The organism is Microbispora sp. NPDC004025, assembly GCF_053604425.1.
The window spans coordinates 175,076-197,807 of record NZ_JBSGHN010000004.1; the positions used below are offsets into that span (position 1 = coordinate 175,076).

General features: G+C 72.0%; 24 protein-coding genes. 8 read left to right on the forward strand and 16 right to left on the reverse strand.

The annotated features are described in order from the left end of the window. Positions 1 to 60: 60 nt before the first annotated feature. Positions 61 to 717 (reverse strand): hypothetical protein, encoded by a 657-nt coding sequence (locus ACWEQG_RS12685; protein WP_452284227.1) that lies wholly within the window; start codon positions 715 to 717, stop codon positions 61 to 63. A 13-nt stretch (positions 718 to 730) separates the two neighbouring features. On the opposite strand from ACWEQG_RS12685, the gene ACWEQG_RS12690 reads away from it, so the two are divergent. Further along, positions 731 to 1,042, forward strand: coding sequence for a hypothetical protein (locus tag ACWEQG_RS12690; protein WP_452284229.1), 312 nt, complete (start codon positions 731 to 733; stop codon positions 1,040 to 1,042). Positions 1,043 to 1,190: 148 nt separating this feature from the next. Here the strand turns inward: ACWEQG_RS12690 and ACWEQG_RS12695 are convergent, their stop codons facing one another. After that, entirely contained in the window at positions 1,191 to 2,000 is an 810-nt protein-coding gene (locus ACWEQG_RS12695; RefSeq protein ID WP_363464106.1) for a 2OG-Fe(II) oxygenase, read from the reverse strand. A 188-nt stretch (positions 2,001 to 2,188) separates the two neighbouring features. Between ACWEQG_RS12695 and ACWEQG_RS12700 the strand changes: the two genes are divergently transcribed. From ACWEQG_RS12700 to ACWEQG_RS12715, 4 genes are all read left to right on the forward strand, one after another. Then, positions 2,189 to 3,070: a metalloregulator ArsR/SmtB family transcription factor gene (locus ACWEQG_RS12700; protein WP_452284231.1), complete on the forward strand. Its 882-nt coding sequence runs from the start codon at positions 2,189 to 2,191 to the stop codon at positions 3,068 to 3,070. Next, positions 3,067 to 3,666, forward strand: a complete 600-nt coding sequence (locus ACWEQG_RS12705; protein ID WP_452284233.1) for a dihydrofolate reductase family protein — start codon at positions 3,067 to 3,069, stop codon at positions 3,664 to 3,666. Before ACWEQG_RS12700 ends, ACWEQG_RS12705 begins: the two co-directional genes overlap by 4 nt. 128 nt (positions 3,667 to 3,794) lie before the next feature. Beyond that, a complete protein-coding gene (locus ACWEQG_RS12710; protein ID WP_452284235.1) occupies positions 3,795 to 4,718 on the forward strand; it encodes a glycosyltransferase family 2 protein in 924 nt (307 codons plus the stop codon). Between the two features lie 69 nt (positions 4,719 to 4,787). Then, positions 4,788 to 5,327, forward strand: a complete 540-nt coding sequence (locus ACWEQG_RS12715) for a dTDP-4-dehydrorhamnose 3,5-epimerase family protein (protein ID WP_452284237.1) — start codon at positions 4,788 to 4,790, stop codon at positions 5,325 to 5,327. On the opposite strand, the gene ACWEQG_RS12720 is transcribed toward ACWEQG_RS12715, so the two are convergent. Genes ACWEQG_RS12720 through ACWEQG_RS12730 form a run of 3 tightly spaced genes read right to left on the reverse strand, consistent with a single transcriptional unit; the run spans position 5,283 to position 8,347 of the window. Continuing rightward, positions 5,283 to 6,677, reverse strand: coding sequence for an O-antigen ligase family protein (locus ACWEQG_RS12720; RefSeq protein ID WP_452284239.1), 1,395 nt, complete (start codon positions 6,675 to 6,677; stop codon positions 5,283 to 5,285). The two genes, ACWEQG_RS12715 and ACWEQG_RS12720, sit on opposite strands and share 45 nt — an antisense overlap. A 23-nt stretch (positions 6,678 to 6,700) precedes the next feature. Continuing rightward, on the reverse strand, positions 6,701 to 7,444 hold the full coding sequence (locus tag ACWEQG_RS12725) for a hypothetical protein (protein ID WP_452284241.1): 744 nt from the start codon (positions 7,442 to 7,444) through the stop codon (positions 6,701 to 6,703). Between the two features lie 3 nt (positions 7,445 to 7,447). Then, the gene (locus ACWEQG_RS12730) at positions 7,448 to 8,347 is read right to left on the reverse strand and encodes a hypothetical protein (protein WP_452284243.1); all 900 of its coding nucleotides are present in this window, start codon (positions 8,345 to 8,347) and stop codon (positions 7,448 to 7,450) included. A gap of 186 nt (positions 8,348 to 8,533) precedes the next feature. Here ACWEQG_RS12730 and ACWEQG_RS12735 point away from each other — a divergent pair, with 186 nt between their 5' ends. Beyond that, on the forward strand, positions 8,534 to 9,742 hold the full coding sequence (locus ACWEQG_RS12735; RefSeq protein ID WP_452284244.1) for an acyltransferase family protein: 1,209 nt from the start codon (positions 8,534 to 8,536) through the stop codon (positions 9,740 to 9,742). Between the two features lie 21 nt (positions 9,743 to 9,763). Here the strand turns inward: ACWEQG_RS12735 and ACWEQG_RS12740 are convergent, their stop codons facing one another. The 9 genes from ACWEQG_RS12740 to ACWEQG_RS12780 all read right to left on the reverse strand — a co-directional run bounded on the left by ACWEQG_RS12740 (position 9,764) and on the right by ACWEQG_RS12780 (position 19,080). Beyond that, on the reverse strand, positions 9,764 to 10,582 hold the full coding sequence (locus tag ACWEQG_RS12740) for a hypothetical protein (protein WP_452284246.1): 819 nt from the start codon (positions 10,580 to 10,582) through the stop codon (positions 9,764 to 9,766). A 93-nt stretch (positions 10,583 to 10,675) separates the two neighbouring features. Next, the gene (locus ACWEQG_RS12745) at positions 10,676 to 11,563 is read right to left on the reverse strand and encodes a glycosyltransferase family 2 protein (RefSeq protein WP_452284248.1); all 888 of its coding nucleotides are present in this window, start codon (positions 11,561 to 11,563) and stop codon (positions 10,676 to 10,678) included. 1 nt (position 11,564) lies between these two features. After that, positions 11,565 to 13,145 (reverse strand): oligosaccharide flippase family protein, encoded by a 1,581-nt coding sequence (locus tag ACWEQG_RS12750; RefSeq protein WP_452284250.1) that lies wholly within the window; start codon positions 13,143 to 13,145, stop codon positions 11,565 to 11,567. Between the two features lie 16 nt (positions 13,146 to 13,161). After that, entirely contained in the window at positions 13,162 to 14,169 is a 1,008-nt protein-coding gene (locus tag ACWEQG_RS12755) for a hypothetical protein (RefSeq protein ID WP_452284252.1), read from the reverse strand. Between the two features lie 4 nt (positions 14,170 to 14,173). Next, on the reverse strand, positions 14,174 to 15,430 hold the full coding sequence (locus ACWEQG_RS12760; RefSeq protein ID WP_452284254.1) for a DUF4910 domain-containing protein: 1,257 nt from the start codon (positions 15,428 to 15,430) through the stop codon (positions 14,174 to 14,176). Then, positions 15,427 to 16,446, reverse strand: coding sequence for an NAD-dependent epimerase/dehydratase family protein (locus ACWEQG_RS12765; RefSeq protein ID WP_452284256.1), 1,020 nt, complete (start codon positions 16,444 to 16,446; stop codon positions 15,427 to 15,429). Before ACWEQG_RS12765 ends, ACWEQG_RS12760 begins: the two co-directional genes overlap by 4 nt. Next, positions 16,446 to 17,093, reverse strand: a complete 648-nt coding sequence (locus ACWEQG_RS12770) for a PIG-L deacetylase family protein (RefSeq protein WP_452284258.1) — start codon at positions 17,091 to 17,093, stop codon at positions 16,446 to 16,448. Before ACWEQG_RS12770 ends, ACWEQG_RS12765 begins: the two co-directional genes overlap by 1 nt. Next, positions 17,090 to 17,869, reverse strand: coding sequence for a glucose-1-phosphate cytidylyltransferase (locus ACWEQG_RS12775; protein WP_452284260.1), 780 nt, complete (start codon positions 17,867 to 17,869; stop codon positions 17,090 to 17,092). The genes ACWEQG_RS12770 and ACWEQG_RS12775 overlap by 4 nt, the downstream gene beginning before the upstream one ends. Continuing rightward, positions 17,866 to 19,080 (reverse strand): class I SAM-dependent methyltransferase, encoded by a 1,215-nt coding sequence (locus ACWEQG_RS12780; RefSeq protein ID WP_452284262.1) that lies wholly within the window; start codon positions 19,078 to 19,080, stop codon positions 17,866 to 17,868. The genes ACWEQG_RS12775 and ACWEQG_RS12780 overlap by 4 nt, the downstream gene beginning before the upstream one ends. A gap of 177 nt (positions 19,081 to 19,257) precedes the next feature. On the opposite strand from ACWEQG_RS12780, the gene rfbC reads away from it, so the two are divergent. Beyond that, complete coding sequence (rfbC, locus tag ACWEQG_RS12785) at positions 19,258 to 19,824, forward strand: dTDP-4-dehydrorhamnose 3,5-epimerase (protein WP_452284264.1); 567 nt, start codon at positions 19,258 to 19,260, stop codon at positions 19,822 to 19,824. Between the two features lie 25 nt (positions 19,825 to 19,849). Then, entirely contained in the window at positions 19,850 to 20,695 is an 846-nt protein-coding gene (locus ACWEQG_RS12790; RefSeq protein WP_363464081.1) for a glycosyltransferase, read from the forward strand. An 11-nt stretch (positions 20,696 to 20,706) separates the two neighbouring features. On the opposite strand, the gene ACWEQG_RS12795 is transcribed toward ACWEQG_RS12790, so the two are convergent. Both ACWEQG_RS12795 and ACWEQG_RS12800 read right to left on the reverse strand, forming a co-directional pair. Further along, positions 20,707 to 21,876 (reverse strand): hypothetical protein, encoded by a 1,170-nt coding sequence (locus ACWEQG_RS12795; protein WP_452284265.1) that lies wholly within the window; start codon positions 21,874 to 21,876, stop codon positions 20,707 to 20,709. A 4-nt stretch (positions 21,877 to 21,880) separates the two neighbouring features. Further along, positions 21,881 to 22,669: a WecB/TagA/CpsF family glycosyltransferase gene (locus ACWEQG_RS12800; RefSeq protein ID WP_452284267.1), complete on the reverse strand. Its 789-nt coding sequence runs from the start codon at positions 22,667 to 22,669 to the stop codon at positions 21,881 to 21,883. Between the last annotated feature and the right edge of the window lie 63 nt (positions 22,670 to 22,732).

A 22,732-nucleotide genomic window follows, 5' to 3' on the forward strand; every position in this document is an offset into this window, starting at 1 on the left:
TCAGCGCAATCTACATGCGTCCCAATCCGCGTATAAATCGCATTCCGGCGACAATGGGTGTTATTCGGGCGTTACCTTCCCGCCGCTCTCCCAGACGTTGTCCCGCCAGACGTTCCCGCGGCCGTGGGCGTCCCAGTACGCCACCGGACCGGCGAATCCCCCCTTGGGCCACACCCTGCGGCTGAAGACGTTGCCGATGACCTTGACGTTCGACGAGGTGCCCTTGACGCCCGCCCCCGCGTACAACGCCCAGCCGCCGCCGGCCAGCAGGTTGCCCTCCACCGTCACGTTCCGGATCACGCCGAAATCCTGGAACAACGCGATGGCACTGGTCTGGTCGAGCGTATTGACCGCCGTATTGTGGCGAATGATCAATTCGGTTCCCCGGGCGGGCGGCCCGGACGACATGATCATATCAACGTGATCGTCTTTGTAGAGCTTCGGATCATGGACGTAGTTGTCCTCGATGAGGCCCTGCTCGGTGCTGATGCCGTTGGAAATCGTGTGGATATTCGCCCGCCGCACGGTGATCATCACACCCTGGTTGAGAACGCCGAACTGCGTGCGCTCCCTGCCGTTGCCGAAGATCTCGACGTCCTCGACCGTCAGCCCGGAGTGCCCCTGCCGCTGGAGGATTCCCCACCACCCCGGCGTACCGCGGACCCTGGTGTTGCGGATGATCACGTCGTCGGCCTCGACCGTGATCGCGCCGTGCACCTCCAGGCCGTCGATGACCGTGCCGTCCCTGGTCACGGTGATCGATCCGGACGGGCGCAGCTTCGTCCCCTTCGGCACCCCGGTGTTGTCCGGTCCCGGCCAGGCCGCCGGCCGCGACGGTGAGGGCGCGGGGCTCGGCGTGGTGGGCGCGGACGGCGTCGCCGGAGGGGTGGGGCGGCCCGGGCCGCCGTCCGTGGTCGCCTGGCACGCGGTCTGCGAGGTCACCAGTACGGCTCCCGCGAGCAGGACCGCCGTACGCCTCGTCACCGCCCGGCGCACGCCGGGCCGATTCCACGGGCGATTCGGACGCACCGGCATGACGTGATGCGACTCACCGCGCTCTCCCCCCTGCGCCCATCGTGCGGGCATGTCCGCGCCGCGCATCCGGGCGGATCTCCGGCCGCCATCACCGTACCGGGCGAGTCCGTCCCACGCCGGGAATACCGGCGGCGAGCCTGCCGCGCCCCGCCCGGCTACGCCTTGCCGTCGCGGTTGAGCAGGTCCACCAGCGCCGGGGGCGTCCAGCGCTTGACCGTCTGACGCAGGTTGCTCTTCCACTGCTCGCCGGGCCGCTGCTTGAAGAGGGTCGTGTGGTCCGCGCCCGTCTCCTCCTCCGGCCGGCCGTTCGTGTAGTAGTACAGCGCCATCGAACGGCGGGCACGGTCGTCCGGGCACGTCAGCGGGTCGGGATGCCCGTGGTTCGCGTCGTCGGTCGTGGCGAAGACGACGAAGCGGTTGAAGACCGGCAGGATCTTGTGCTCGCACCGGGTCATGTCCTTGTCCCAGAGCTGCAGGTGGCCGCCGTAGTCCTCTTTCCAGTCCTTGTTGAGGTAGAGCAGCCCGTTGAGCCGGCGATCGAGGTTGAGCCTGCGGTGCCGGTTGAAGTCGGCGTGCACCTTCAGGAACCCGCCGGGCTTGATCTGGTGCAGGCCGCCGCCCTCCAGGTGCGGATCGGAGACGAGCTGCGTGATCCCCGTCAGCCGTTCGAGGAACTCGACGAACACCTGACCGTTGAACTCGGCGAGCAGGTGGCGGGTGGCGGGTCCCATCCGCTCGGTGTCCGACAGCGCGAGCTTGATCTCGCGCGAGCTGTCGAACTGCTGCCAGCTCGCGTCCCGCGGCTCCGGGAACTCCTCCAGGATCGGCTCCAGCACGCCGGGCGGCAGGAAGTCGTCGATCACCACGTGCCGGAACGGCGCGGCGTCGAGGAAGTCCTGGCGCCGGCGGTCGGCCAGCGGGAACAGGTCCTCCCGACGGAAGGTGAACGCCTGGGTCTCCTGCATCGATCTCTCCCTCGCCGCCGGCTGAAAGGTGTCCGTCTCGATCCGTCGCCCCCGCGCTCGCCACCGCACACGGAACGGCGAGGCCCCGACTTGGATATCGTGCGGCGAATCCGCCCGTGTTACAGCGCCACGTCCGGCCACAGCTTATTCCTTGACACGAATATTCTCTGAGGGGAATACTCATCCTCATGGAGGCACTCCTCACCGCACTGGCCGACCCGGCCCGCTGGCGGCTCGTGAGCCTGCTGGCCGAGCGGCCCCGCCCGGTCGGCGTCCTGGCCCAGCTCTCCGGGGCGCGCCAGCCGCAGACCACCAAGCACCTGCAGACTCTCGAACGTGCCGGCGTCGTCACCTCGCAGCGCACCGGCCAGCGCCGCATCTACGCGCTGCGGCCCGAACCCCTGCGGGAGCTGGCGGCCGCGCTCGGCCGGCTCGCCGACACCGCCGACCAGGCCGGCGGCGGGCGCGAGACCTACGACCGCTACGGGCTCAGCCTCCACGCGGAGCGACTCGCCGCGGAGGAGCCGGGATGGGCCGACGGCCGCACGTTCAGGTTCCACCGGTCGCTGAAGGGGCATCCGGAGCTGGTCTGGCGCCACCTGACCGACGCCGCCCTGCTCGCCCGCTGGTGGACGCCCGACGACCTACGCGTCTCCGAGCTCGTATTCGAGGCACGGCCGGGTGGGCGGATCGTCCAGCAGTATCGTGACGCGGACGACGCCGACGGCTCCGACCTGGTCGCCGGGCACGCGGAGGGGACCGTCGAGGAGGTGCGCCTCCACGAACACCTCGCGTACCGGCTCTCCCCGCTGCTTCCCGGCGGCGGCCTCGCCTTAACCGCCCACGTCGACCTCGGCCTCCGGCCCACCGGCACCGGCACCGACCTCGACGTCCTCTTCCGCGTCGGCGACAGCACCGTCGAATCCGCGGACTTCATCGCGGGCATCGAGATCGGCTTCGGCCAGAGCCTCGACAGACTCGCGGCGATTCTCGCCGCCGACGCACACGAAACCGAGCACGACACCGAGCACGACACCGAGCACGACACGGACACGAGGAGCACGAGATGACCCACTCGACCGGCCGCAGGGTGACCGCGAACCTGAGCCTCACCCTCGACGGGCGTTACCACGGTCCCGGCGGGCCCGGCGATTTCGCCGCGTTCGTTCCCTACGTGACCACCGAGGTCGCGCGGGACCACATGAACCGCATCTGGGCGGACGCGACGACGGCGCTGCTCGGCCGGATCAACGCCGAGGGGTTCATGGGCTACTGGCCGCCGGTCGCCGAGGACGACAACGCCGACCCGCGTGATCGCGGATACGCCAAGTGGCTGGTCGGCACGGAGAAGGTGGTCCTCTCGACCACCTTGACCGAAGCGCCGTGGGAACGCACCCGCGTGGTGAACGCTCCCGCCGCCGAGGTCGTCGCCGGCCTCAAAGCCACCGGCGATGGCGACATCCTCGTCAACAGCAGCGCCAGTGTCATCAAGCCGCTCCTGTCGGCGGACCTGCTCGACCGGCTGTACCTCATGATCCTCCCCGAGATCGCCGGAGGCGGGCGGCGGCTGTTCGACGACGGCCTGCCGTCGACGAAGTGGACGCTCGCACATCAGCGGACCGGCGAGCTGGGCGAGATCGCCATGGTCTACGACCGCGTCCGCTGAGCGGCGACGCCCGCCCGGCCACGTCCCGGCGGGCACCACCAGGGTGAAGATCGAGGAATGCGTTGCCTCCCGGGTGCGCCGCCTCTAGCATGCGCCTGGCGGGCAGTTCCCGACCCCCGGAGGGCCGCATGTCCGAGACCCCGCGGATCGCGGTCGTCGTCGTGACCTACAACAGCGCGCGCGTGCTGGCAGACTGCCTGGAGTCGCTCGCCGCGGGCGCGCGAGGCGCCGACCTCGTGCGGGTGGTCGTCGCCGACAACGCGTCACGGGACGAGTCCGTGCCGCTGGCCGAGCGGGCCGGGGCGACGGTGGTGCCGCTGGGCCGCAACGCCGGCTACGCGGCGGCCATCAACGCGGGCATCGCCGCCCTCGACCGCGAGGGACACCTCGACCGCGTCGACGCGGTCGCCATCCTCAACCCGGACTGCCGCACCCGCGAAGGGGCGCTCACCCGTCTCGCGGCCGCGCTGCGCGCCCCCGGTCACGGCATCGCCGTACCCCGGCTGGTCAGCCCGGACGGCCACACGCATCCCTCCCTGCGCCGCGCCCCCACCGTACGCGGCGCGCTGGCCGAGGCGGTGATCGGCGGACGGCTCGCTGGCCGCGTCGGGCGGCTCGGCGAGGTGATCACCGATCCCCGTCGCTACCGGACGCCCGGCGCCGCCGAGTGGGCCACCGGGGCCGCCCTGCTCGTCTCCGTGGCGGCCGTACGCGACCTCGGGCCGTGGGACGAGTCCTTCCTGCTCTACAGCGAGGAGACCGAGTTCGCGCTGCGGGCGGCCGACCGGGGCTGGACGCTCTGGTACGAACCCGAGGCCGTCGTCGAGCACATCGGCGGCGAGGCGAACGTCAACCCCGTGCTGGCCGCGCTGCTCACGACGAACCGGGTGCGGCTGTTCCGGCGGCGGCGCGGGCCCGTCTCCTCCCTCGCCTTCTATCTCGCCGTGGTTCTCGGCGAGGCGCTGCGCGCGCTCGCCGGCCGGCGTACGGCACGGGCCTCGCTGGTGGCCCTGCTGCGGCCCTCCAGGCGCATGCGGGTGCTGCCGCAGTGAGCGGGCGGGGCGGCCCGGCGGAGGCGGCGTAACGGCCGGCCCGTCCGCCGCGACTACAGACATGTGAAAGTGACGCGACTCGCCCTGGAGGGCGTGCTGCTGTTCGTCCCCACGCCCCACCACGACGAGCGCGGCTTCTTCACCCGGACCTTCGACGCGGCCGTCGCCGCCGAGCACGGGCTCGACCCCGCCGCCTTCATCCAGGACAGCCAGTCTCGCTCCCGTAAGGGCACCGTCCGCGGCATGCACGGCCGTTCGGGGCGTGGCGAGGCCAAGCTCGTCCGGTGCGCCCGAGGCGCCGTCCTGGACGTGCTGGTGGACGCCAGGCCCGGCTCGCCGACCTTCGGCCGCCACCTGACGGTGCTGCTCGACGACGAGACGTTCGCCCATCTGTACGTGCCCCCGGGCCTCCTGCACGGCTACCAGGCGCTGACCGAGGCCGACGTGTGCTACCGCATCGACCGGGAGCACGACCCGTCGGAGGATCTCGCCGTGCGGTACGACGATCCGGATCTCGCGCTTCCGTGGCCGCTGCCGGTCGGCGCGATCAGCGGCCGGGACCTGTCAGCCGGGTCCTGGGCCGAGCTGCGCGACCGCCTCGGGGCGTAGCCCGGCACGCGCCGCCTCCGCCGCGGGCGGGGCGGGGGCCGCGGCGGCGTTCTCGGCCCTCAGCGCGCGCAGCAGCGCGCCGGCGGCCCCGATCAGCAGGAACATCAGGCTGGTGACGCCGGGATAGGACAGCAGGTCGAAGGTGGCCGCGCCGACGAGCGGGACCAGCAGGCAGGCGGCGATGGTCAGGGCCAGGTTGCGGACGTTGGGATCATGGCTGAGCCGCCGCGCGCGCAGCGCGACGACCACCCCGCAGACGATGACGCCGACGAAGGCCACCACGCCGACCACGCCGGTCTCCACCAGCGAGAGCAGGTACTGGTTGTCGAACACCTGGTGCTTGTAGGGATACCAGGTCCCGATGCCCCGGCCGAAGAGCGGATGCTTGGTGACCTCGGTGAGCGCGAACGGGTAGTCGTGCGTGCGGTAGAGGATGCTGTCGTCGGAGCCGGCGTTCGCGAACAGGTTGTAGAAGGTGCCGAGCAGCCCGGGGGCCGCCACCTTCATCACGCCCAGGAACACGGCGAGCGCCCCCAGGCTCACCAGGCAGCGCCTGAGCGGCCAGCCGGTGAACAGCACCGCGCCGACCACGACCATCCCGAGCACGGCCGACCTGGAGACCGAGAACATCAGCCCGGCCGCGATCAGGGCCGCGCACAGCCACCAGCGACGCCACGGCTCGCCCCGGTCCCGCGCCTGCAGGGCGAAGTGCGCCGCGAACGGCAGGACCATCGAGCAGAAGACGCCGAACTCGATCGGGTGGCCCAGCGTCGCGGCCACCCGGCGCAGGTCCGCCCGCGACATCACGGTCTCGGTGCCCTCGACGGAGGTGTGCCGGAATCCGGGAAGGGACATGTAGGTCGTGGGGTCGAACTCCAGCAGGTACTGGCACGTGGCGACGACCGACACGATCGCCCCGGCCACCACGACCGTCTTGAGCACGAAGTCGAGCCGGTCCCGTCCCCTGACGCCGTCGCACATCACGAGCACGAGCCCGATGTACCCGGCGAACAGCACCAGGGAGTGGTCCGCCAGGTTGAGCTCGTCCGAGGGCAGGTATCCGAGGCTGGCGAAGCCGTAGCAGGTCAGGAACGCCATCCCGTACGCGAAGATCGCGGTGCGGACGGGGTTGGCGCCCTTGGCGGCGCCGAGGGTGGTCGTGAACTGCGCCAGGAGCCACACGAGGAGGAGCAGGAGGGCGACGACGTCGGCGAGCGTCAGCGACATCGGCAGCCCGCGCAGGACCAGCCGGGCCGGGATGAGCAGCAGGGAGAGCACGAACAGGCAGACGAGCGTCGCGCCGTCGGCGCGCCGGCGCGATCCGGGCGGCAGCGGGCTGTCGATCCTCACGGGACTCCCGATGGTCACGGCTGTCAGTGCCGGAGCAGCGGCGCCGACTTCGTCCGCGCGCCGGCCGGATAGGCGGATCCGTTGAGGGACGCCTGCGGCTTCGAGGCGCCGGAGCGGCGGGCGCGGCGCGACCGCGCCCAGCTCTCGACCGCGAAGGCGGCGGCCATGCTCAGGAACAGGCCCATCGCCAGCGCGACGCACGCCGCCCGCAGCCTGCTCCCCGTCTTCTCCTCGGGAGTGGTCGGCGGCACGACCTCGAACGCCTTGAGATAGGTGGCCCGCGGCGCGCCCAGCGCCCGCTGCTGCTCGACCAGCTTGTCCTGCGCGATCCGGCCGAGCCGCGCCACCACGTCATGGGCCTCCTGCGCCGTCGGGGCCTCCGCGGAGATGACGACGAACGGCAGCGTGATCATCAGCTCCGGGTTGGTCGTGCCGTTGCTGACCTTGAACGTGGTCCGTCCGCCGGGCGTCACCCCCACCCGCTGCGCGACCTCGGCCGAGCTGAGGCCCTGGATGAGGATCGAGGCGGAAAGGCCCAGCCCGCTGTCGACGTTGACCAGCGGATTCGTCACCGGGTTGGGGAACTTGGGGTCCGCCGGCAGGCTTCCCCCGTCGCGGGGCACGGTCAGCACGAAGCTCGAGGAGCACACGAAGGTCTTCGGGAACTTGACGTAGACGCCGGCCGCCCCCGCGAGCACGAGCACGAAGACGGGGAAGGTGACGTACCACCGCCGGAACAGGACGAGGACCGTCGCCCAGAAGTCCATGCGTCAGTCCTTGTCGTCGTCCGTGCGCGCGTCTCTGGCCACGCTCGCGAAGCGACGGTCGTCGTCGGCGCGCAGCGCCTCGGCCGCGTCCTGCCCCTTCACCGGCTCCGTCACGACGACGATCTCCTGGGTGTCCCACAGGACCACGTCCACGTCGTCGTCCTCGTACGCGGAGACGACGGGAGCGACGGGAACCGCCTGGAGCGCGGCGGCCTGCGGCACGGGGGCACGCGGGGGCGGCGGGGCCTTGCGGAGCAGCGGGCGCTCGCCCCTGCGCGTCAGGGCGTAGACCAGGCCGAGACCCGCGCAGGCGACCAGGAGGCCGGCGCCGGCCGCCACCTGCCACCGCGTGGACAGCATGGCCTCCGGCTTGGAGGGCGGCACGATGTTGGCGACCGTGAGGTAGGTCGAGGGCGGGGCGCCGAGCGTCCGCTGCCACCCGGTCAGCTCGTCGCGGACACGCCGCTGCGCCTTCGTCAGCACGTCGGAGGCGATGGCCGGGGACGGCGCCACGACGCGGATGTAGATGTACGGCCCGCTGATGTCCAGAACCCGGGGGTTGCTGCGCCCGTCGTCGATCGTGATCGTCGTGGGCCCGTCCTTGGGCGCGCCGAGCTGCGTCCACACGTCCTGCGTGTTCATGGACTGGATGACGATGCTCGCGGCCGTCTTCAGCGCGTCGTTGAACTGCAGGAGCGGGTTGCCCCGGGGCAGCGGGCGGTTCGGGTCCCTGGAGTAGACGCCGCCGTTGACGGGCGTGGCCAGCACCAGCGAGGTGTCCGCCTCGTAACGGGTCGGGGCGACGAAGAAGGTGACCGTGCCGGCCAGGATCGAGATCGCCAGCAGGGGGAGTCCGACCGACCATTTCCGTAGGAGACCGGCGATCGTCGTCCAGAACTCCACGTATCCCCCCGGCCTGTCCAGTGCCGTCGGCCTGCCAGCAGGCGTCCGGACCCTGCTTGGATACATCGTCACGCGCGGCTGTCACGTTACAACGATCCGATGTCCCGCGCCGGGTGGTTACGTTCGGCGAACTTCCTCCGATATACGTTGCGGCGACCGGTCCGGGCGACGACGGGAGTGCGGCGGATGGAGTCCTCTGCGGACCAGGCGACGGCCCCGTCCACCTCCGCGGCCACCTCCGCGTCCACCCGGGCGGCACGCGCGCCCGCGCGTCTGCCGGGCCTCGACGGGATCCGCGGGGTCGCGGCCCTGTTCGTGGTCCTGCACCACTGCTGGCTGCTGTCCTTCCCGGGGTTCCCCGCCGACACGGGCCCCGCGTGGGCCGGCTGGCTCGTCTACGGGCACCTCGCGGTGGTGATGTTCATCGTCCTGTCGGGGTTCTCGCTGGCGGTCTCGCCCGCCAGGTCGGGCTGGCGGCTGAACGGCCTCCGCCGGTTCGCCTACCGGCGGGCCTGGCGCATCCTCCCGCCCTACTGGGCGGCCCTGCTGTTCAGCCTCGTGGTCGCGTGGACGCTGATCCCGCAGCCCGGCCAGGCCAGCCCGACCGTGAAGTCCGTCGTCGTCTACGGCCTGCTGGTCCAGGACCTGTTCGGCTCGCCGAGCCCCAACGGCGCCTTCTGGTCCATCGCGGTGGAGGCGCAGCTCTACGTCGTGTTCCCGCTGATGCTCCTCGTGCTGCGGCGGGCCGGCGCGGCCGTCCTGCTCGCCGTCCTGACCGTCGTCGTGGCCCTCATCGGGCTGCTCGCGCCGAGCGTCCCCGCGGTGGACCTGTTCATGCGGCTGACCCCGCAGTTCGCGGTGCTCTTCGCGATCGGCGCGGTCGCCGCGGGAGTGGCGGCGGGCATGAGGGCGGGCATGACGGCGCACGGGGAGGCGCACGAGGGCGCGTCGCCGTGGCCGTCGCGTCTTCCCTGGCTGACCCTGGCCGCCGCGGCACCCGTCGTCCTGCTGATCGTCGTGCGTGGTCCCGAGTGGACGGTCGACCACTACTTCTGGGTCGACCTGGCCGTCGGGCCGGCGGCCGGGCTGCTGCTCGCCTCCGTGGCGGCCGGCCGGCCCCGGCCCCTCGTGCGCCTGCTGGACACGCGGGCGCTGCGCCGGCTCGGCTCGTTCTCCTACAGCCTCTACCTCATCCACGCGCCGATCGTGGTGGTGGTGAACCGCATGGTCCTGGCCCCCCGTCTCGCCCCGGGCGTGACGATGTTCCTGGCCACCCTCGTGCTGACCGTGCCGCTCACGCTGCTCGCGGCGTGGCTGTTCGCGTCGGTCTTCGAGCTGCCGTTCCAGCGTCACCGCGGCTGGGGCGCGCTGCGGGCGGCGGTCCTGCGGCGATAGCCGCCGCCCGATCACTTCCGTCTAGAGCGGCAGCTCCGTCTGGCTGTCGGGGCGGCCGACGTACCGGCCGTAGTCGGGGTGGTCGAAGCGGTGCAGCGCGACGATGTTGTCGTTCCACGGCGCGGGCACGGCGCGCTTGTGGCGCAGGCCGTTGATCGGGGCGATCTTCAGGGTCTCGTGCGCCTCGTTGAACTCGCCGATGGCCCGCAGCTCGCCGACGTAGTCGTTGTGCAGGATCTGGTCGTCGTCGCCGACGGTGTCGTCCAGGTAGCAGAAGACGCGGGGCAGGAAGTACTTGTGGTCGCCCGCGAAGATCCGCAGCGCGGCGGCCGTGGAGGAGTAGAAGTCCACGTCGACGGAGACGAAGCCGATCGGCGCGGGCCGCCTGTCGTCCAGGAACTCCGCCACGGTGTCGGTGATGTTCCCCAGGACCAGGTGGGCCTCGGGCAGGCGCGCGCGCAGGGCCGCGACGTCCATGCTGAAGTCGCCCTCGCGCCAGATGTAGGGCAGGTCGCGGTAGTCGGTCGGCTTCGGCAGGCCCTCCCCCGTGTCGAAGCCGTACACGTCGATGCGCACGCCGGTGGCGGCGGTGGCCAGCCGTGCCTGGCGGCACATCTCGACCAGGCCCGCGCCGCCCGCGACGCCGAACTCGACCACGCTGATGCGGTCGACGCCGAGCCGCCTGGCCAGTTCGGCCGCCTGCTGGACGCCGTAGGCGTAGTGCGGCCGGGGGAACAGGTCGAGAGCGCAGCGCAGCTCGTACGAGCCGAAGGGCAGGCGGCGCATGACGGCGAGAACCGACCGTCCGGGCTGCATCAGCACCCGGACGAGGCGTATCACGTTCCGGTCGAACCCTCTTCGCGGCGAGGACGTCATGGTGGGTCGGCCTTTCTTCTGGTCGCGTGGGTGGATTGCGGCCGCCGTGCCCGCGGGTCAGCCTCCCAGGAGGCGAACGGCGAGACCGGTGAGCTTGCGGCCGCGGTGGGCCAGCACCTGGCGCTGGCGGCGCCCGTATGTGCGGGCCAGCACGGCCCGGCCCCGGCGGCGCTGCTCGGGGGTGAGGTCCACGGCGCGCAGCGCCCGGTACATCGCGCGGAACTGGAGCGTGTTGGCGAAGTGCGCGGTCCACACCGGCACGCCGAGGGCCCGGGCGATGTTCGGCAGCCGTTTCCAGCGCAGGTCGCGCTGGGCCAGCACCTCGGGGACGTGGCCCCACGGCCCGGTCAGGGCGAGCATGGTGGCGTACACCTCGTCCTCGCGGATCATCACGGGTCTGCGGATGCCCGCCACCGCCGCGCGCCGCATCACGCCGTACAGCGGGTCGAGGCGCATGTGCTCGGTGGTGACCGCGTCCCACAGCTCCGCCAGCCGGTCGACGGGGTCGTCGGAGAGCATCCCCGTGCCCTGGTAGGACGGCCGGTGCACCGAGCCGTCCGGGCTGGTGTACGCCGTGTCCGAGGTCACCAGGATGAGCCGCTCGTCGGTCAGCATCGGCTCGATCGAACGGGACACGCAGTGGGGCTCGAGATGGTCGTCGTCGCCCATCCAGCGGAAGAACTCGCCCCGCGCCAGGCGCAGCACCTCGGTGAAGTTGCCGACGATGCCGATGTTGCGGGGCTGGCGGTGGTAGACGACCCGGGAGTCCTCCCGGGCGAGCCGCCGGCACAGCTCCTCCGTTCCGTCCGTGGACGCGTTGTCCGAGATGACGACCTCGAGCCGTTCGTGGTCCTGGGCGAGGACGGACCGCACGGCCTCCTCCAGCCGGTCCGCGCCGTTGCGGACCGGTATGCCGATGGAGACGAGTCTCCGTGAATCCGCCAACTCAGTGCTCCTTCGCCGTCGCCTCGACCGGCACCGGATGCCGGTGGCCGGCGGGCAGCCGCTCCATCACGTGGCCGCCCACCGTTCTCATCTGGTGCAGCGGCACCACGATCAGCACGTAGACCAGCAGTCCTCCGGCGCCTCCCACGACGAGCTGGAGGAACTGGCTGCCCGCGGTCAGCGCGGCCAGGCCCACGGTGACCGCGAACGACACCGCGGCCCCGGCGAACGGCCGTACCAGCTGGGGCAGGATCGGCCGCAGCCGCACCCCCGTGCGCTGCACGGCGAGCATCGCGAGCGGGAGGGCCACCAGCAGCGCGGCCGCCGCCTGGCCGACCGCCGCGCCCCGGATGCCGTCGAGGTGCGTGCCCACGATCACCGCGGGGATCAGGGCCACGCCGTACCCCAGGTTCATCCAGACGGTCGAGCGGGTGGCCCCCTGCCCGTTGAGGATGTCCAGGGCGAAGGAGGTGAGCATGCGCACCACCATCAGCACCGCGAGGAACCGCAGGACGCCGGCCGCCTGGCCCCACTTGTCGCCGTACAGGAAGTGGATGAGCGGGTGGGCGAGCACCGCCATGGCCACGGCCAGCGGCAGGATCGCGGTGACCAGGATCGGCACCGACTTCTGCACGCCGAGCGACAGCGACTCCTCGTCACGCTCGGCGAGGCGCGAGAAGCCGGCGATGGACACCGAACGGATCGCGGTGCCGATCAGTCCGGGCACCCAGCTCGACACGTTGAAGGCCATCAGGTAGAAGCCGAGCCAGTCGGGCCCCATGATGGCGCCGACGATGATGTAGCCGACGTTGAGCAGCACGATTTCCAGGGCGATGCCCGCCGCGGAGGGGATGCCGAACCCCAGCAGCCTCTTCGCGACGCCCCGGTCGAATCCCAGCCGCCAGGGCAGCCGGGCGTAGGCGAGCATGAACACGCCGGTGACGACGGCGCCGGCCACCTGTCCCCAGGCGAAGCTGTACGGCCCGGCGCCCCCGGCGGCGAGCGCGATCGCCACCGGGGCGTTCACCAGGAAGCCCGCCAGGATCGCCTTGGAGCTCTTGCCCACGTGGAACCTGCGCAGCAGTGTCGCGCTGCGCACCGCGGTCACGGCCTCGATGAGGATGACCGCGGTGAGGAGCCGGACGACCGGGGTGGCCTCCTCGCTGCCCGCGAGGCTGGAGAAGTACGGCGCGCCCACGTAGAACGCGCCGTACAGGGTGACGGCGGAGATCATCGAGAGGGTGGTGGCGGTCGGCGCGACGTCCTCTAATCTGCCCCGCCACTGCACCACCGCGGCCATGACGCCGATGTCCTTGACGACCATGACGAACTGGGTCGCGGCCAGCGCGACCGCGTAGATGCCGAAGTCCTCCGGGCTCAGCAGACGGGCCAGGACGAGGCCCATGAGGAACGACCCGGCCCGGGTCGCCAGGGTGCCCAGCAAACTCCAGCCGAGCCCGCGTCCGGCCTTGCGGCCGATATCCCGGAGGTGGCCGGCCTCGCCGTCCGGCGGCTCGGCCGGCTCCGGCGGTTGCGCTGACTCCGCTGACTCCGCCGGCTCCGCGTCCTGGCTCTCTCGCATCGGCACTCCCCGATCCCTAGCTCTCCTCGGTGACCCGCTCCAGCCAAATCTCCCGCCAGAACGGCACGAACGCCCGTGGGCAGTTGGCCTTGTACACACCCGCGCAGACGACGCCGTCGAGGATGATGCAGGGGTTCTTCATCTGCAGCATGCGCCCGGTCTTCTCGTCGATGCACCGTTCCACGCGCGCGGCGACCCGGGCCTCGCGCCCGCAGTACCGCGCCATCTCCTCCTCGAACCCCATCCCGCGGTTGAGCCGCTTCGTGTCGAGCGTGGCGACGATCGCCTCCCGCGACTTGACCCGCACGAGCTCGCCCGGTTGCAGGTCGCTCAGCTCGGTCGGGGTCGTGGTGTTCGGGCCGGCCGGTACGAAGCCCCACGCCATGCCGTCCCTGAACCGCAGCCGGCGGGGCAGCCTGCGGCTCGCCCGCTGTAATCGGTTGAACAGCCCGAAGAAGACCGTGCGGAGGGTGGCCAGGACGCCGGCGTTGCCCACCCGGACGTCCGTGACGTACTGGCCGAGGTCCCTGAAGGGCAGGGGCTCGGGAGCGGCGCGCAGCAACTCGGTCGCCTGGCAGCGGTACCGCACCTCGCCGTCCGCCGCCGGCTCCCCGCGGGAGTTGATCTCAAGCAGGGGAAGGCTGCGTACGGGCTCGGGTGCGGCATCGGGCACGGGCGCACCCGGGTCCACCCGTTTGAGCCAGGCCTCCTTCCAGTACAGCGAGCACGAGGTCTGGCAGCCGCCGTGGGCCGAGCCGTCGCAGCGCGCCCCGGTCAGGTGCACGGCGTCCCGCATCCGCCGCATGCCCGTGCCGGTCAGTGTGTCGCACAGCTTGTGGGCCACCTTGTGCACCGTCATCCGCCGCCCGCAGAACGACAGCATCTCCGGCATGAAGGGCAGGCCGTCGAGCTCGCCCTTCTCGTCGAGTGTGGTCATGATCTCCTCGACGCTGCGGACCTCCACCACCTCGCCGACCGTGAGGCCGAGGGCCTCCGGTCGTGCGGAGGTCTCGAACTGCGTCATCCGGCTACTCCTTCACGAGTCCCGCGCCCAGCAGAGCCTGGGCCGCGTCCGCCACCACGTCGAACGGCAGTCCAGAACGTTCCGAGATGTCGAGCAGGCTGTGCGGGCCGTCGGACTGGTTCAGCACCCACAACATCGCCATCTGCGCCTGTTTCGTGTCGCTGCGCCCGCCGAGCGACTCGTACAGGCCGCGCCTGCCGAGCTGGGGCTCGCCGTAGGGGCTGAGGTTTACGTAGGCGCGGTTGCGCTCCAGCACCCGCACGGCCCGCAGGCAGGCGTCCAGCGTGTCCTCCATCGCCTCCTCGGTGACGAAGTCCGGGTCGTCCGCGGAGGTGTGGTACTCCGGATAGCCGGCGTACGGGGTCCTGGTCAGGCAGCCGACCGGCAGGTCGAACCCGGGCGAGCAGTACTGCCGCTCGTCGTAGCCGTAGGGGGAGAAGTCCACCAGCGTGTGCGGGCGGTCCCGCAGGACGTGGGCGAAGACCCGGTCGATCTCGGCGTCCCCCCGCCGGCTGCGCTTGTAGGTGATCGGCCCCCGGTCGCCCGCGCAGGCGAGCACGATCCCGTGCCTGATCCGGCCGGCCCGGTCCCGGTTGCGCGCCAGCCAGGCGATCGAGCCGATGGTGCCGGGCGCGAACAGGAAGCGGTAGGTGTAGCGCCGCTCCTCCCGCGCCAGCAGCCGTGCCAGCCGGGTCGCCACCGCGACGCCCGCCAAATTGTCGTTGGCCAGCGATGGGTGGCAGACATGGCACGAGATCAGGACCTCCTCCGCGCTGCGGCCCGGGATCACGTGCTCGCCGTACGTCAGGTGCCCGTCGGCGAGCGTCGAGTCGATCCGCACCTCGTACGGCCCCGGTCCCATCCCCGCCAGCGTGTCCTCACTGAGGCAGAACCCCCACGTCTCGGCGTAGTAGCTGGTGCGGTACGGCACCAGGCCGGGCCGGCCGGGAAGCGTGTGCAGGTGGGGGCGCAGCTCCTCCAGGGTCATGGTCGCCGACACCGGCACGCTGTAGCCGACCACGTGCAGGTTGGACGCCGCGAAGTCGACGATCCGGGTCCCGGCGGAGTCCTTGATGTAGGCGTCGCGGATGTTCCATTCCTTGGGAATGGTCCAGTCGAGGACCTGGGTGCCCGTGGGCACCTCGCTGATCTCCAGCGGGATCGACTCGCCGATGATCTCCAGGGTGCGCCGCAGGCCGGATCCGGTGATGCTGCGGCACAGCGGGTAGAGCCGCCTGACCAGCGCGTGCATCTCGCTCATGGGCGCAGCGAGGAGTCGACGGCGCCGGCCTCCCGCCGGTCGGACAGGCGGGCGAGCCGGGTGAAGCGGCGCTCGAAGTCCTCCCTGGTCAGCCCGTACTCGCGGTAGGCGTCGACCAGTTCCACCGCGCCGTCCTTGACCGACCAGCGGGCCTCGTACCCGGGGAGGGCGGCCCTGATCCGGGAGAAGTCGACCCGGTAGGAGCGCGGGTCGGCGCCCGCCTCGCCGGTGATCACGAGCGTGGCGCCGGGCACGGCCTCGACGACCTCGGCCGCGATCTCCGCCACGGTCAGGTTGTTGAGCTCGGTGCCCACGTTGAACGCCTTGGCGTGCACCGCCTCCCTGGGCGCGGTCAGCGCGGCGGCGAACGCCTCCGCGATGTCGCGGGCGTGGACCAGCGGGCGCCAGGGCGTGCCGTCCGACAGCACGCGCACCTCCCCCGACAGGCACGCGTGGCCCGTCAGGTTGTTGAGCACGATGTCGGCCCGCAGCCGCGGCGAGAAGCCGAAGGCCGTCGCGTTGCGCATGAAGACGGGGGTGAAGTCGTCGTCCGCCAGCGCGGCCAGGTCGTCCTCCACCCGGACCTTCGACTCCGCGTAGGGGGTCACCGGCCGGAGCGGCGCGTCCTCGTCCAGCAGGTCGTCGCCGCCCGACGCGCCGTACACCGAGCAGGTCGACGCGTACAGGAACCGGCGCACGCCGGCATCCCTGGCGAGCCGGGCCAGCCGCGAGGAGGCGTGGTGGTTGATGTCGTAGGTCAGCTCGGGGGCCAGCGAGCCGAGCGGGTCGTTGGACAGCGCGGCGAGGTGCACGACGGCGTCGAACCCCGCCAGGTGCTCGGGCCGGACGTCCCGCAGGTCCACCGCGTACGTCTCGGGGTCGGCGGGCGGGGGGCCGAGCACGCAGTCGGCGAACAACCCCGAGTCGAGGCCGACCACCTCGTGGCCGGCCTCGGCGAGCACCGGGGCCATGACCGTGCCGAGATAGCCCTGGTGTCCGGTGAGCAGTAGCCGCATCAGTTCTCCAGGTCGAGGGTGAGCTTGTCCACGTGGAACGCCTCGGCGTACCGCGCGTGGCACTCGATGCCGCGGATGCGGGCGAGGCCGAGGAAGGCTTCCGGGTCGTACCAGGGGCGGTGCCGCTGTGAGGGGTAGTGGCTCTGCAGCAGGGCGACCTTCTCCTTCGCCACATCCGGGGGGAGCGGCTGGTAGACCGACGGCCGGCCGAGGTCGCCGTCCCACTTGACGATCTCGTAGCCCAGGACCAGGTGGTCGCGGAACGCGGTCGGCACCAGCTCGGCGAGGCCCCGGTGATCCTGGTGCAGGTCGCCCCGGTGGGGGGCGACGACCAGGTCGGGGTCGCCCGCCGCGCGCAGCTCCTCGACGGCGTTCTTGGCCTCGTCCCAGTGGGCGGGCAGCCGCCCGTCGGGCAGTTTCAGCACGGTCAGCCGCAGGTCGGCGCCGGGGCAGAAGGCGGCGAGCGCGGCCCGTTCCTCGTCCTCCCGCTCGGTGCCGCCGCCGGACAGCACCAGGGCGTCCACTCGGACGCCGGGGTTGGCCGCGCAGACGGTCAGCAGCGTGCCGCCCGCCCCGATCGCGATGTCGTCGCAGTGCGCCGCGAGTGCCGCGATCCCGCGCACGCGGCCGGGCCGAAGGCCGATCACACGTGCTCCCACAGCGCCCACGGCCGGTCGCCGCGCGCCCACGCGTGATCCAGCTCCAGCCGCTGGTTGACGGTGTCGCTCGGCCGCCAGTAGCCGCGGTGGGGGTAGGCGAGCAGCCGGCCGCGCTTGGCCAGCTCGGCGCAGCCGTCGGCCACGAGGTCGCCGTTCACGGGGATGTGGTCGAAGACCTCCTGGCGGAGCACGAAGAAGCCGCCGTTGACCCACAGCGGCATCTCGCTGACCGGCGTGATCGAGCCGACCCTGCCGTCCTCGCCCACGTCGACGCAGTGGAAGGTGTTGGACGGCGGGACCACCATCATCGACGCCCCGGCGTCCGCGGCACGGAACCGCTCGACGATGTCGGACAGCGGCGCGTCGGTGAGCACGTCCGCGTAGTTCGCCAGAAAGATCTCATCGCCCTCAAGATAGGGGCGCACCCGGCGAAGCCGCTCCCCGATGGGCGAATCCACCCCGGTGTCCACCAGGGAGATCGACCAGTCGGAGATGTCGGTGGACAGCAGGTCCACCCGGCCGTTGCGCAGGACGAAATCGTTGGACGCCGTTTCCTGATAGTTCAGGAAAAAGCTTTTGATGTGTTGCGCGCCGTATCCGAGACAGAGGACGAAATCCCGATGTCCGAAATGCGCGTAATACCGCATCACATGCCAGAGCAGCGGACGGGGGCCGACGAGCTGCATCGGCTTGGGAATGTCCCCGCCGGGAAGGTCGCTGCGCATCCTGGTGCCCCGGCCCCCGCAGAAGAGGACGACTTTCACACGATCTCCAGTCTGGGGATCGGGAAGACCAGCCGGCCTCCCCACTCGCGTACGTACGAGAGCTGGGCGGTCAACTCCTCCCTCAGGTTCCAGGGGAGCACCAGCACGTAGTCGGGGCGGTCGGCGGCGATCTGCTCCGGCGGGAGGACGGGGATCCGGGCGCCGGGGGTGAACCGCCCGTGCTTGTAGGGGTTCCGGTCGACCGTGTAACGGAGCAGGTCGGGGCGGATGCCGCAGTGGTTGAGCAGGGTGTTGCCCTTGCCGGGGGCGCCGTAGCCCACGACCGTCCTGCCCTGCGCGGCGGCGTCGAGGAGGAAGGTCAGCAGCTCCCGCCGGACCCGCGCCACCCGCTCGGCGAACTGCGCGTAGCCGGACAGCTCGTGCAGTCCGGCGGCCTTCTCCGCCGCCAGCACCTCGGCCACGCGCGGGCTCGGCTCGGCGCCGAGTTCCTGCGGGCGGGCCCACAGCCGGATCGATCCGCCGTGGGTCGGCAGCAGCTCGACGTCCACCAGGGCGAGCCCGCCGCTCGCCAGCGCCCGTTCGGCCGAGGCGACCGTGTAGTACTGGAAGTGCTCGTGGTAGATCGTGTCGTACTGGTTGAGCTCCATGAGGGTGAGCAGGTGCTGCACCTCGATGGAGACCCAGCCCCGGTCGTCCAGGAGCGCGCGCAGCCCCCGGGTGAAGCCGATGACGTCGGGGATGTGCGCGTAGACGTTGTTGGCCACGACGAGGTCGGCGGGCCCGTGCTCGGCCCGTACGGCGGCGGCCGTCTCCGGCCCGAGGAACGCGGTGAGCGTCGGGACCCCGTTGTCCCTGGCCGCCTGGCCGACGTTGACCGACGGTTCGATGCCGAGGCAGCGGATGTCGCGTTCCACGACGTGCCGCAGCAGGTAGCCGTCGTTGCTCGCCACCTCCACCACGAACCGGGGGCGCAGCCGCTCGGCCGCGTCCGCCACGAACCGCCGCGCGTGCTCCACCCACGAGGTGGAGTACGACGAGTAGTAGGCGTACTCGGTGAAGGTGTCCTGCGGCGTGATGAGCGCGGGGATCTGGGCGAGCCAGCAGTCCGTGCACACCCGCAGGTGCAGCGGGTAGGTCGTCTCCGGCTCGTCGAGCTGCTCCGCGCCGAGGAACCGCTCGCACGGCGGCGTCGCGCCGAGGTCGACCACGCCGACGAGGCTCGCGGACCCGCACAGCCGGCACGTCGTCATCAGGACCTCCTCCGGCCGCGCGGACAACTTCGCGCAGGCCGTTTTCCGGATGAATTCCGGGCAGGCGTAACCGACAGAAACTGAGCTGGCATTTCCCCCCCAGCACCGGAGTCCGACAGTCATAAGTCGGGCGATGGACTGCGAGCGTTACAAGACGCCTGTGTCATGCTTCCGCCCATGGAGCGGATGAGTATCGAGGGAGCGTGGAGCTTCACCCCGCGAATCCACAGCGACATCCGGGGCGACTTCCTCGAATGTTTCAGGGCGCAGGAGTTACACGAGGCGATCGGGCACGGCATGGAGCTGGCCCAGGCCAACTGCTCGATTTCCCGGCGCGGCGTGCTGCGCGGCGTCCACTTCGCGGACGTACCGCCCGGCCAGGCCAAATACGTGACCTGCGTCTCCGGGGCCGTGCTCGACGTCGTGGTGGACCTGCGGGTGGGCTCGCCCACCTTCGGCAAGTGGGAGGGGCTCGTCCTCGACGACGTGTCGCGGCGCGCGGTCTACGTGTCGGAGGGCCTCGGCCACGCGTTCGCCGTCCTCAGCGAGCAGGCCACGGTGCTCTACCTGTGCTCCCAGCCGTACGCGCCGGGGCGCGAGCACGGCGTGCACCCGCTCGACCCGGAGATCGGCGTCGACTGGCGGCTCGACGGCGAGCCGGTCCTGTCGGACAAGGACGCCGCGGCGCCCACGCTGAGCGAGGCGCTGGATTCCGGGATCCTCCCGAGATATCGGGCCTCCTGACGTGGAGGAGACCCATACTGCTCGTGTGACGAGCGTCGTGATCCCCGCGCACAACGAGGCTCCGGTCCTCGGCCGTCTGCTCTCCGGGCTGCTGGGCGACGCCCGGCCGGGCGAGTTCGACGTCGTGGTCGTCGCGAACGGGTGTACCGACGAGACCGACTCGGTCGCACGGGCGCACGGCGTGCGCGTGCTGAGCACGCCGGTGGCGTCCAAACGCGAGGCGCTGCGTCTCGGCGACCGGGCGGCCCGCGGCTTTCCCCGGCTCTACGTGGACGCCGACGTCACCGTGAGCACCGCGGGCGTACGCGCGCTCGTGGCCCGTCTCGGCGGGCCGGGCACGCCGCTCGCGGCGGCGCCCGAGCGCGATCTGGCGCTCGCCGGCCGGCCCTGGACCGTCCGCGCGTACTACGCGATCTGGACCCGGCTTCCGCACGTGCGCACGGGGCTGTTCGGCCGCGGGGTCATCGCGGTCACCGAGGCGGGCAACGACCGGATCCGCGCGCTCCCGCCGGTCATGGCCGACGACCTGGCCGCCTCCCTGGCGTTCGGCGAGGACGAGCGGGTGGTCGTGGCGGAGGCACGGGCCGGGATCCAGACCCCCCGCACGTTCGCCGACCTGCTGCGCCGGCGCGTCCGCGCGGCGACCAGCGTGAGCGAGCTGGAACGCGAGACCGGTCCGGGCGGGCCGTCCGCGCGCACGAGCCTGGGCGACCTGGTCCGGATCGCCGCACGGGAGCCGTGGCTGCTCCCGGCGGCGGCCGTCTTCGCCTGCGTCACCGTGCTGGCGCGGCGCAGGGCGCGCCGCGCCGTACGGGCGGGCGACTACACGACCTGGCTGCGCGACGAGAGCAGCCGGGCGCCGGGGTCCTGACTGACGCGAGGTCATGACGGACGCGGGAGCTCGAACAGCCAGGCGTACAGGAGCCAGCCCAGCTCGTAGGGCCGGCATTCGCGGTCGACGGCGACCGGCGGGTAGAACCGGTCGAGGGTGGCGAGGCGGGCCGCCGGACGGGTGCGGGTGGCCACCGCGCGCAGGCCGCGCACCAGCTTCTTCGGGTCCGCCCTGGCCGCCTTCCGCCAGGTCAGGTTCAGCCGCTCGTCGATGAGGGACTCGTCGGACTCGGGCCGCTCGCTCATCCAGCGCACGCCCTCGCCGATCTCGTCGAAGTAGGCCGTGCCCCCGGCGTCGGCGAGGTCGAGCAGGGCCATCGGGGCCATCGCGAGCTGGTGGACGCTGTAGACGGGGTATCCCTCGACCACGGCGCCGGTGCGGGCGTCGTAGTGCCACCACCACTGGCCCTCGGCGCCCTGGGCCGCGCAGATCCCCGCGGCCACCTGTTCCGCGGCGGCCAGCGCGTCGGCGTCTCCGACCGCGGCGTGCAGCCGCGCCAGCGCCTGCAGCGGGTACACCTGGTCGGCGAAGCAGCCGACGTGCGCCCGGTACCAGGGCACGAGCGGCCCGGACGACGGGCCGAGCACGTGCCGGTAGAGCCGGTCGGACGCCAGCCCGCCGAGCAGCCGGGCCCGGGCGGCTTCCAGCCTGCCGTCCAGCTCGGAGCTCGCTCCCAGCGTCGTCCTGGCGGCGACGAGCGCGGCGAGCTCCCAGGCGGCCTCGACCGTGTACACCTGGCCCGAGGACGCGAGCCGGTCGATCCCGGCCAGGTGCCGCAGCGCCTCGCCGAGCCGCGGATGCCCCGTCTCCGCCGCCGCCCAGCAGATCAGGGCCGCGTCGCCGAGCCCGCGCACGCCGGGCAGCCGCTCGACGAGGCGCCCGGCCAGGTCGGCGGCGGTGTCGCCGGCGAGCGCGGCGCGCTGCCGCTCCTGCGGGAGCGTGGCCACGCCGAGCGCGACGATCGCCGAATACCGCACGCTGCGGCCCTCCGCGACGGCGTCCCACGTGCCGTCGGGCCGCCGCACGCCCCTGCGGGTGAACACGAACTCCCCGTCCACGTAGCCCGGCGGCAGTCCGCGCACCGCCAGGTCCACCATGGCCGGCAGCAGGACGGCCGGCGCGCCCGGGCCCAGCAGGGCGATTCTGCGGTGCTGCGTCACGTTGTCACTCCAGGGAATCGGCGGAACTCGCGAGACGGCCGCGGTCACGAATCAGTCCCGCGGCCACGAGGAGGAGGAACCTCCCGTTGGTCTTCAGATATCGGGGGCCGAGGCGCGCCGGCTCCTGCAGCAGGCGGTACAACCACTCGAACCCGAGGCGCTGCCAGGCCCGGGGCGCCCGGCGGGTGCGTCCGGACAGCACGTCGAAGGCGCCGCCCACCCCGTGCACGACCTTCGCCCCGGTGGCCTCGCCCCAGTCGCGGACGAAGATCTCCTTCTTCGGTGAGGTCATGCCGAGGAACAGCAGGTCGGCTCCCGACAGCGCGATCTCCTCCGCCACCCGCGCGGACTCCTCGGCCGGGAAGTAGCCGTCGCGGTACCCGGCGATCCGCAGGCCCGGGAAGTCGCGCCGCACCCGCTCGATCAGCAGGGCGAGCACCTCCGGCGTCGCGCCCAGGAAGTACGGCCGGTATCCGCGCCGCTCCCCCTCGGCCAGCAGCTCCGTGAACAGGTCGATCCCGGCCACGCGTTCCGGCAGCCGGTGGCCCAGCAGGCGCGCGGCCCACACGACGGACTGCCCGTCGGCGAGGACGAGGTCGCAGTCGAGCACCGACCGCCGCAGCTCGGGGTCCCTGCGCATGGTGACGATCTTCGCGGCGTTCACCACGCCGATGTCGAGGCGTCCGCCGCCGTCCACCGCCTCCACGCAGGCGGCCACGACCTGCCGCATGGTCAGCGCGTCCAGCGTCGTGCCCAGCACCGATCGCCTGTGTGCCCGTCCCGGCGCCGTCATCGGGGGACAGTCCTGTCCACGGCGTGCGCCACCGATCCGTCCACGAATCCCCACCGTCCATGA

Bases quoted from the DNA above. Each gene is read 5' to 3' on its own strand.
- ACWEQG_RS12710 (WP_452284235.1), top strand. From the start codon at position 3,795: ATGTCCGAGACCCCGCGGATCGCGGTCGTCGTCGTGACCTACAACAGC.
- rfbC (WP_452284264.1), top strand. From the start codon at position 19,258: ATGGAGCGGATGAGTATCGAGGGAGCGTGGAGCTTCACCCCGCGAATC.
- ACWEQG_RS12780 (WP_452284262.1), bottom strand. From the start codon at position 19,080: ATGACGACGTGCCGGCTGTGCGGGTCCGCGAGCCTCGTCGGCGTGGTC.
- ACWEQG_RS12735 (WP_452284244.1), top strand. From the start codon at position 8,534: ATGGAGTCCTCTGCGGACCAGGCGACGGCCCCGTCCACCTCCGCGGCC.
- ACWEQG_RS12765 (WP_452284256.1), bottom strand. From the start codon at position 16,446: ATGCGGCTACTGCTCACCGGACACCAGGGCTATCTCGGCACGGTCATG.
- ACWEQG_RS12755 (WP_452284252.1), bottom strand. From the start codon at position 14,169: ATGACGCAGTTCGAGACCTCCGCACGACCGGAGGCCCTCGGCCTCACG.
- ACWEQG_RS12750 (WP_452284250.1), bottom strand. From the start codon at position 13,145: ATGCGAGAGAGCCAGGACGCGGAGCCGGCGGAGTCAGCGGAGTCAGCG.
- ACWEQG_RS12800 (WP_452284267.1), bottom strand. From the start codon at position 22,669: ATGACGGCGCCGGGACGGGCACACAGGCGATCGGTGCTGGGCACGACG.
- ACWEQG_RS12695 (WP_363464106.1), bottom strand. From the start codon at position 2,000: ATGCAGGAGACCCAGGCGTTCACCTTCCGTCGGGAGGACCTGTTCCCG.
- ACWEQG_RS12700 (WP_452284231.1), top strand. From the start codon at position 2,189: ATGGAGGCACTCCTCACCGCACTGGCCGACCCGGCCCGCTGGCGGCTC.
- ACWEQG_RS12760 (WP_452284254.1), bottom strand. From the start codon at position 15,430: ATGAGCGAGATGCACGCGCTGGTCAGGCGGCTCTACCCGCTGTGCCGC.
- ACWEQG_RS12705 (WP_452284233.1), top strand. From the start codon at position 3,067: ATGACCCACTCGACCGGCCGCAGGGTGACCGCGAACCTGAGCCTCACC.
- ACWEQG_RS12690 (WP_452284229.1), top strand. From the start codon at position 731: ATGACCGTGCCGTCCCTGGTCACGGTGATCGATCCGGACGGGCGCAGC.
- ACWEQG_RS12725 (WP_452284241.1), bottom strand. From the start codon at position 7,444: ATGGACTTCTGGGCGACGGTCCTCGTCCTGTTCCGGCGGTGGTACGTC.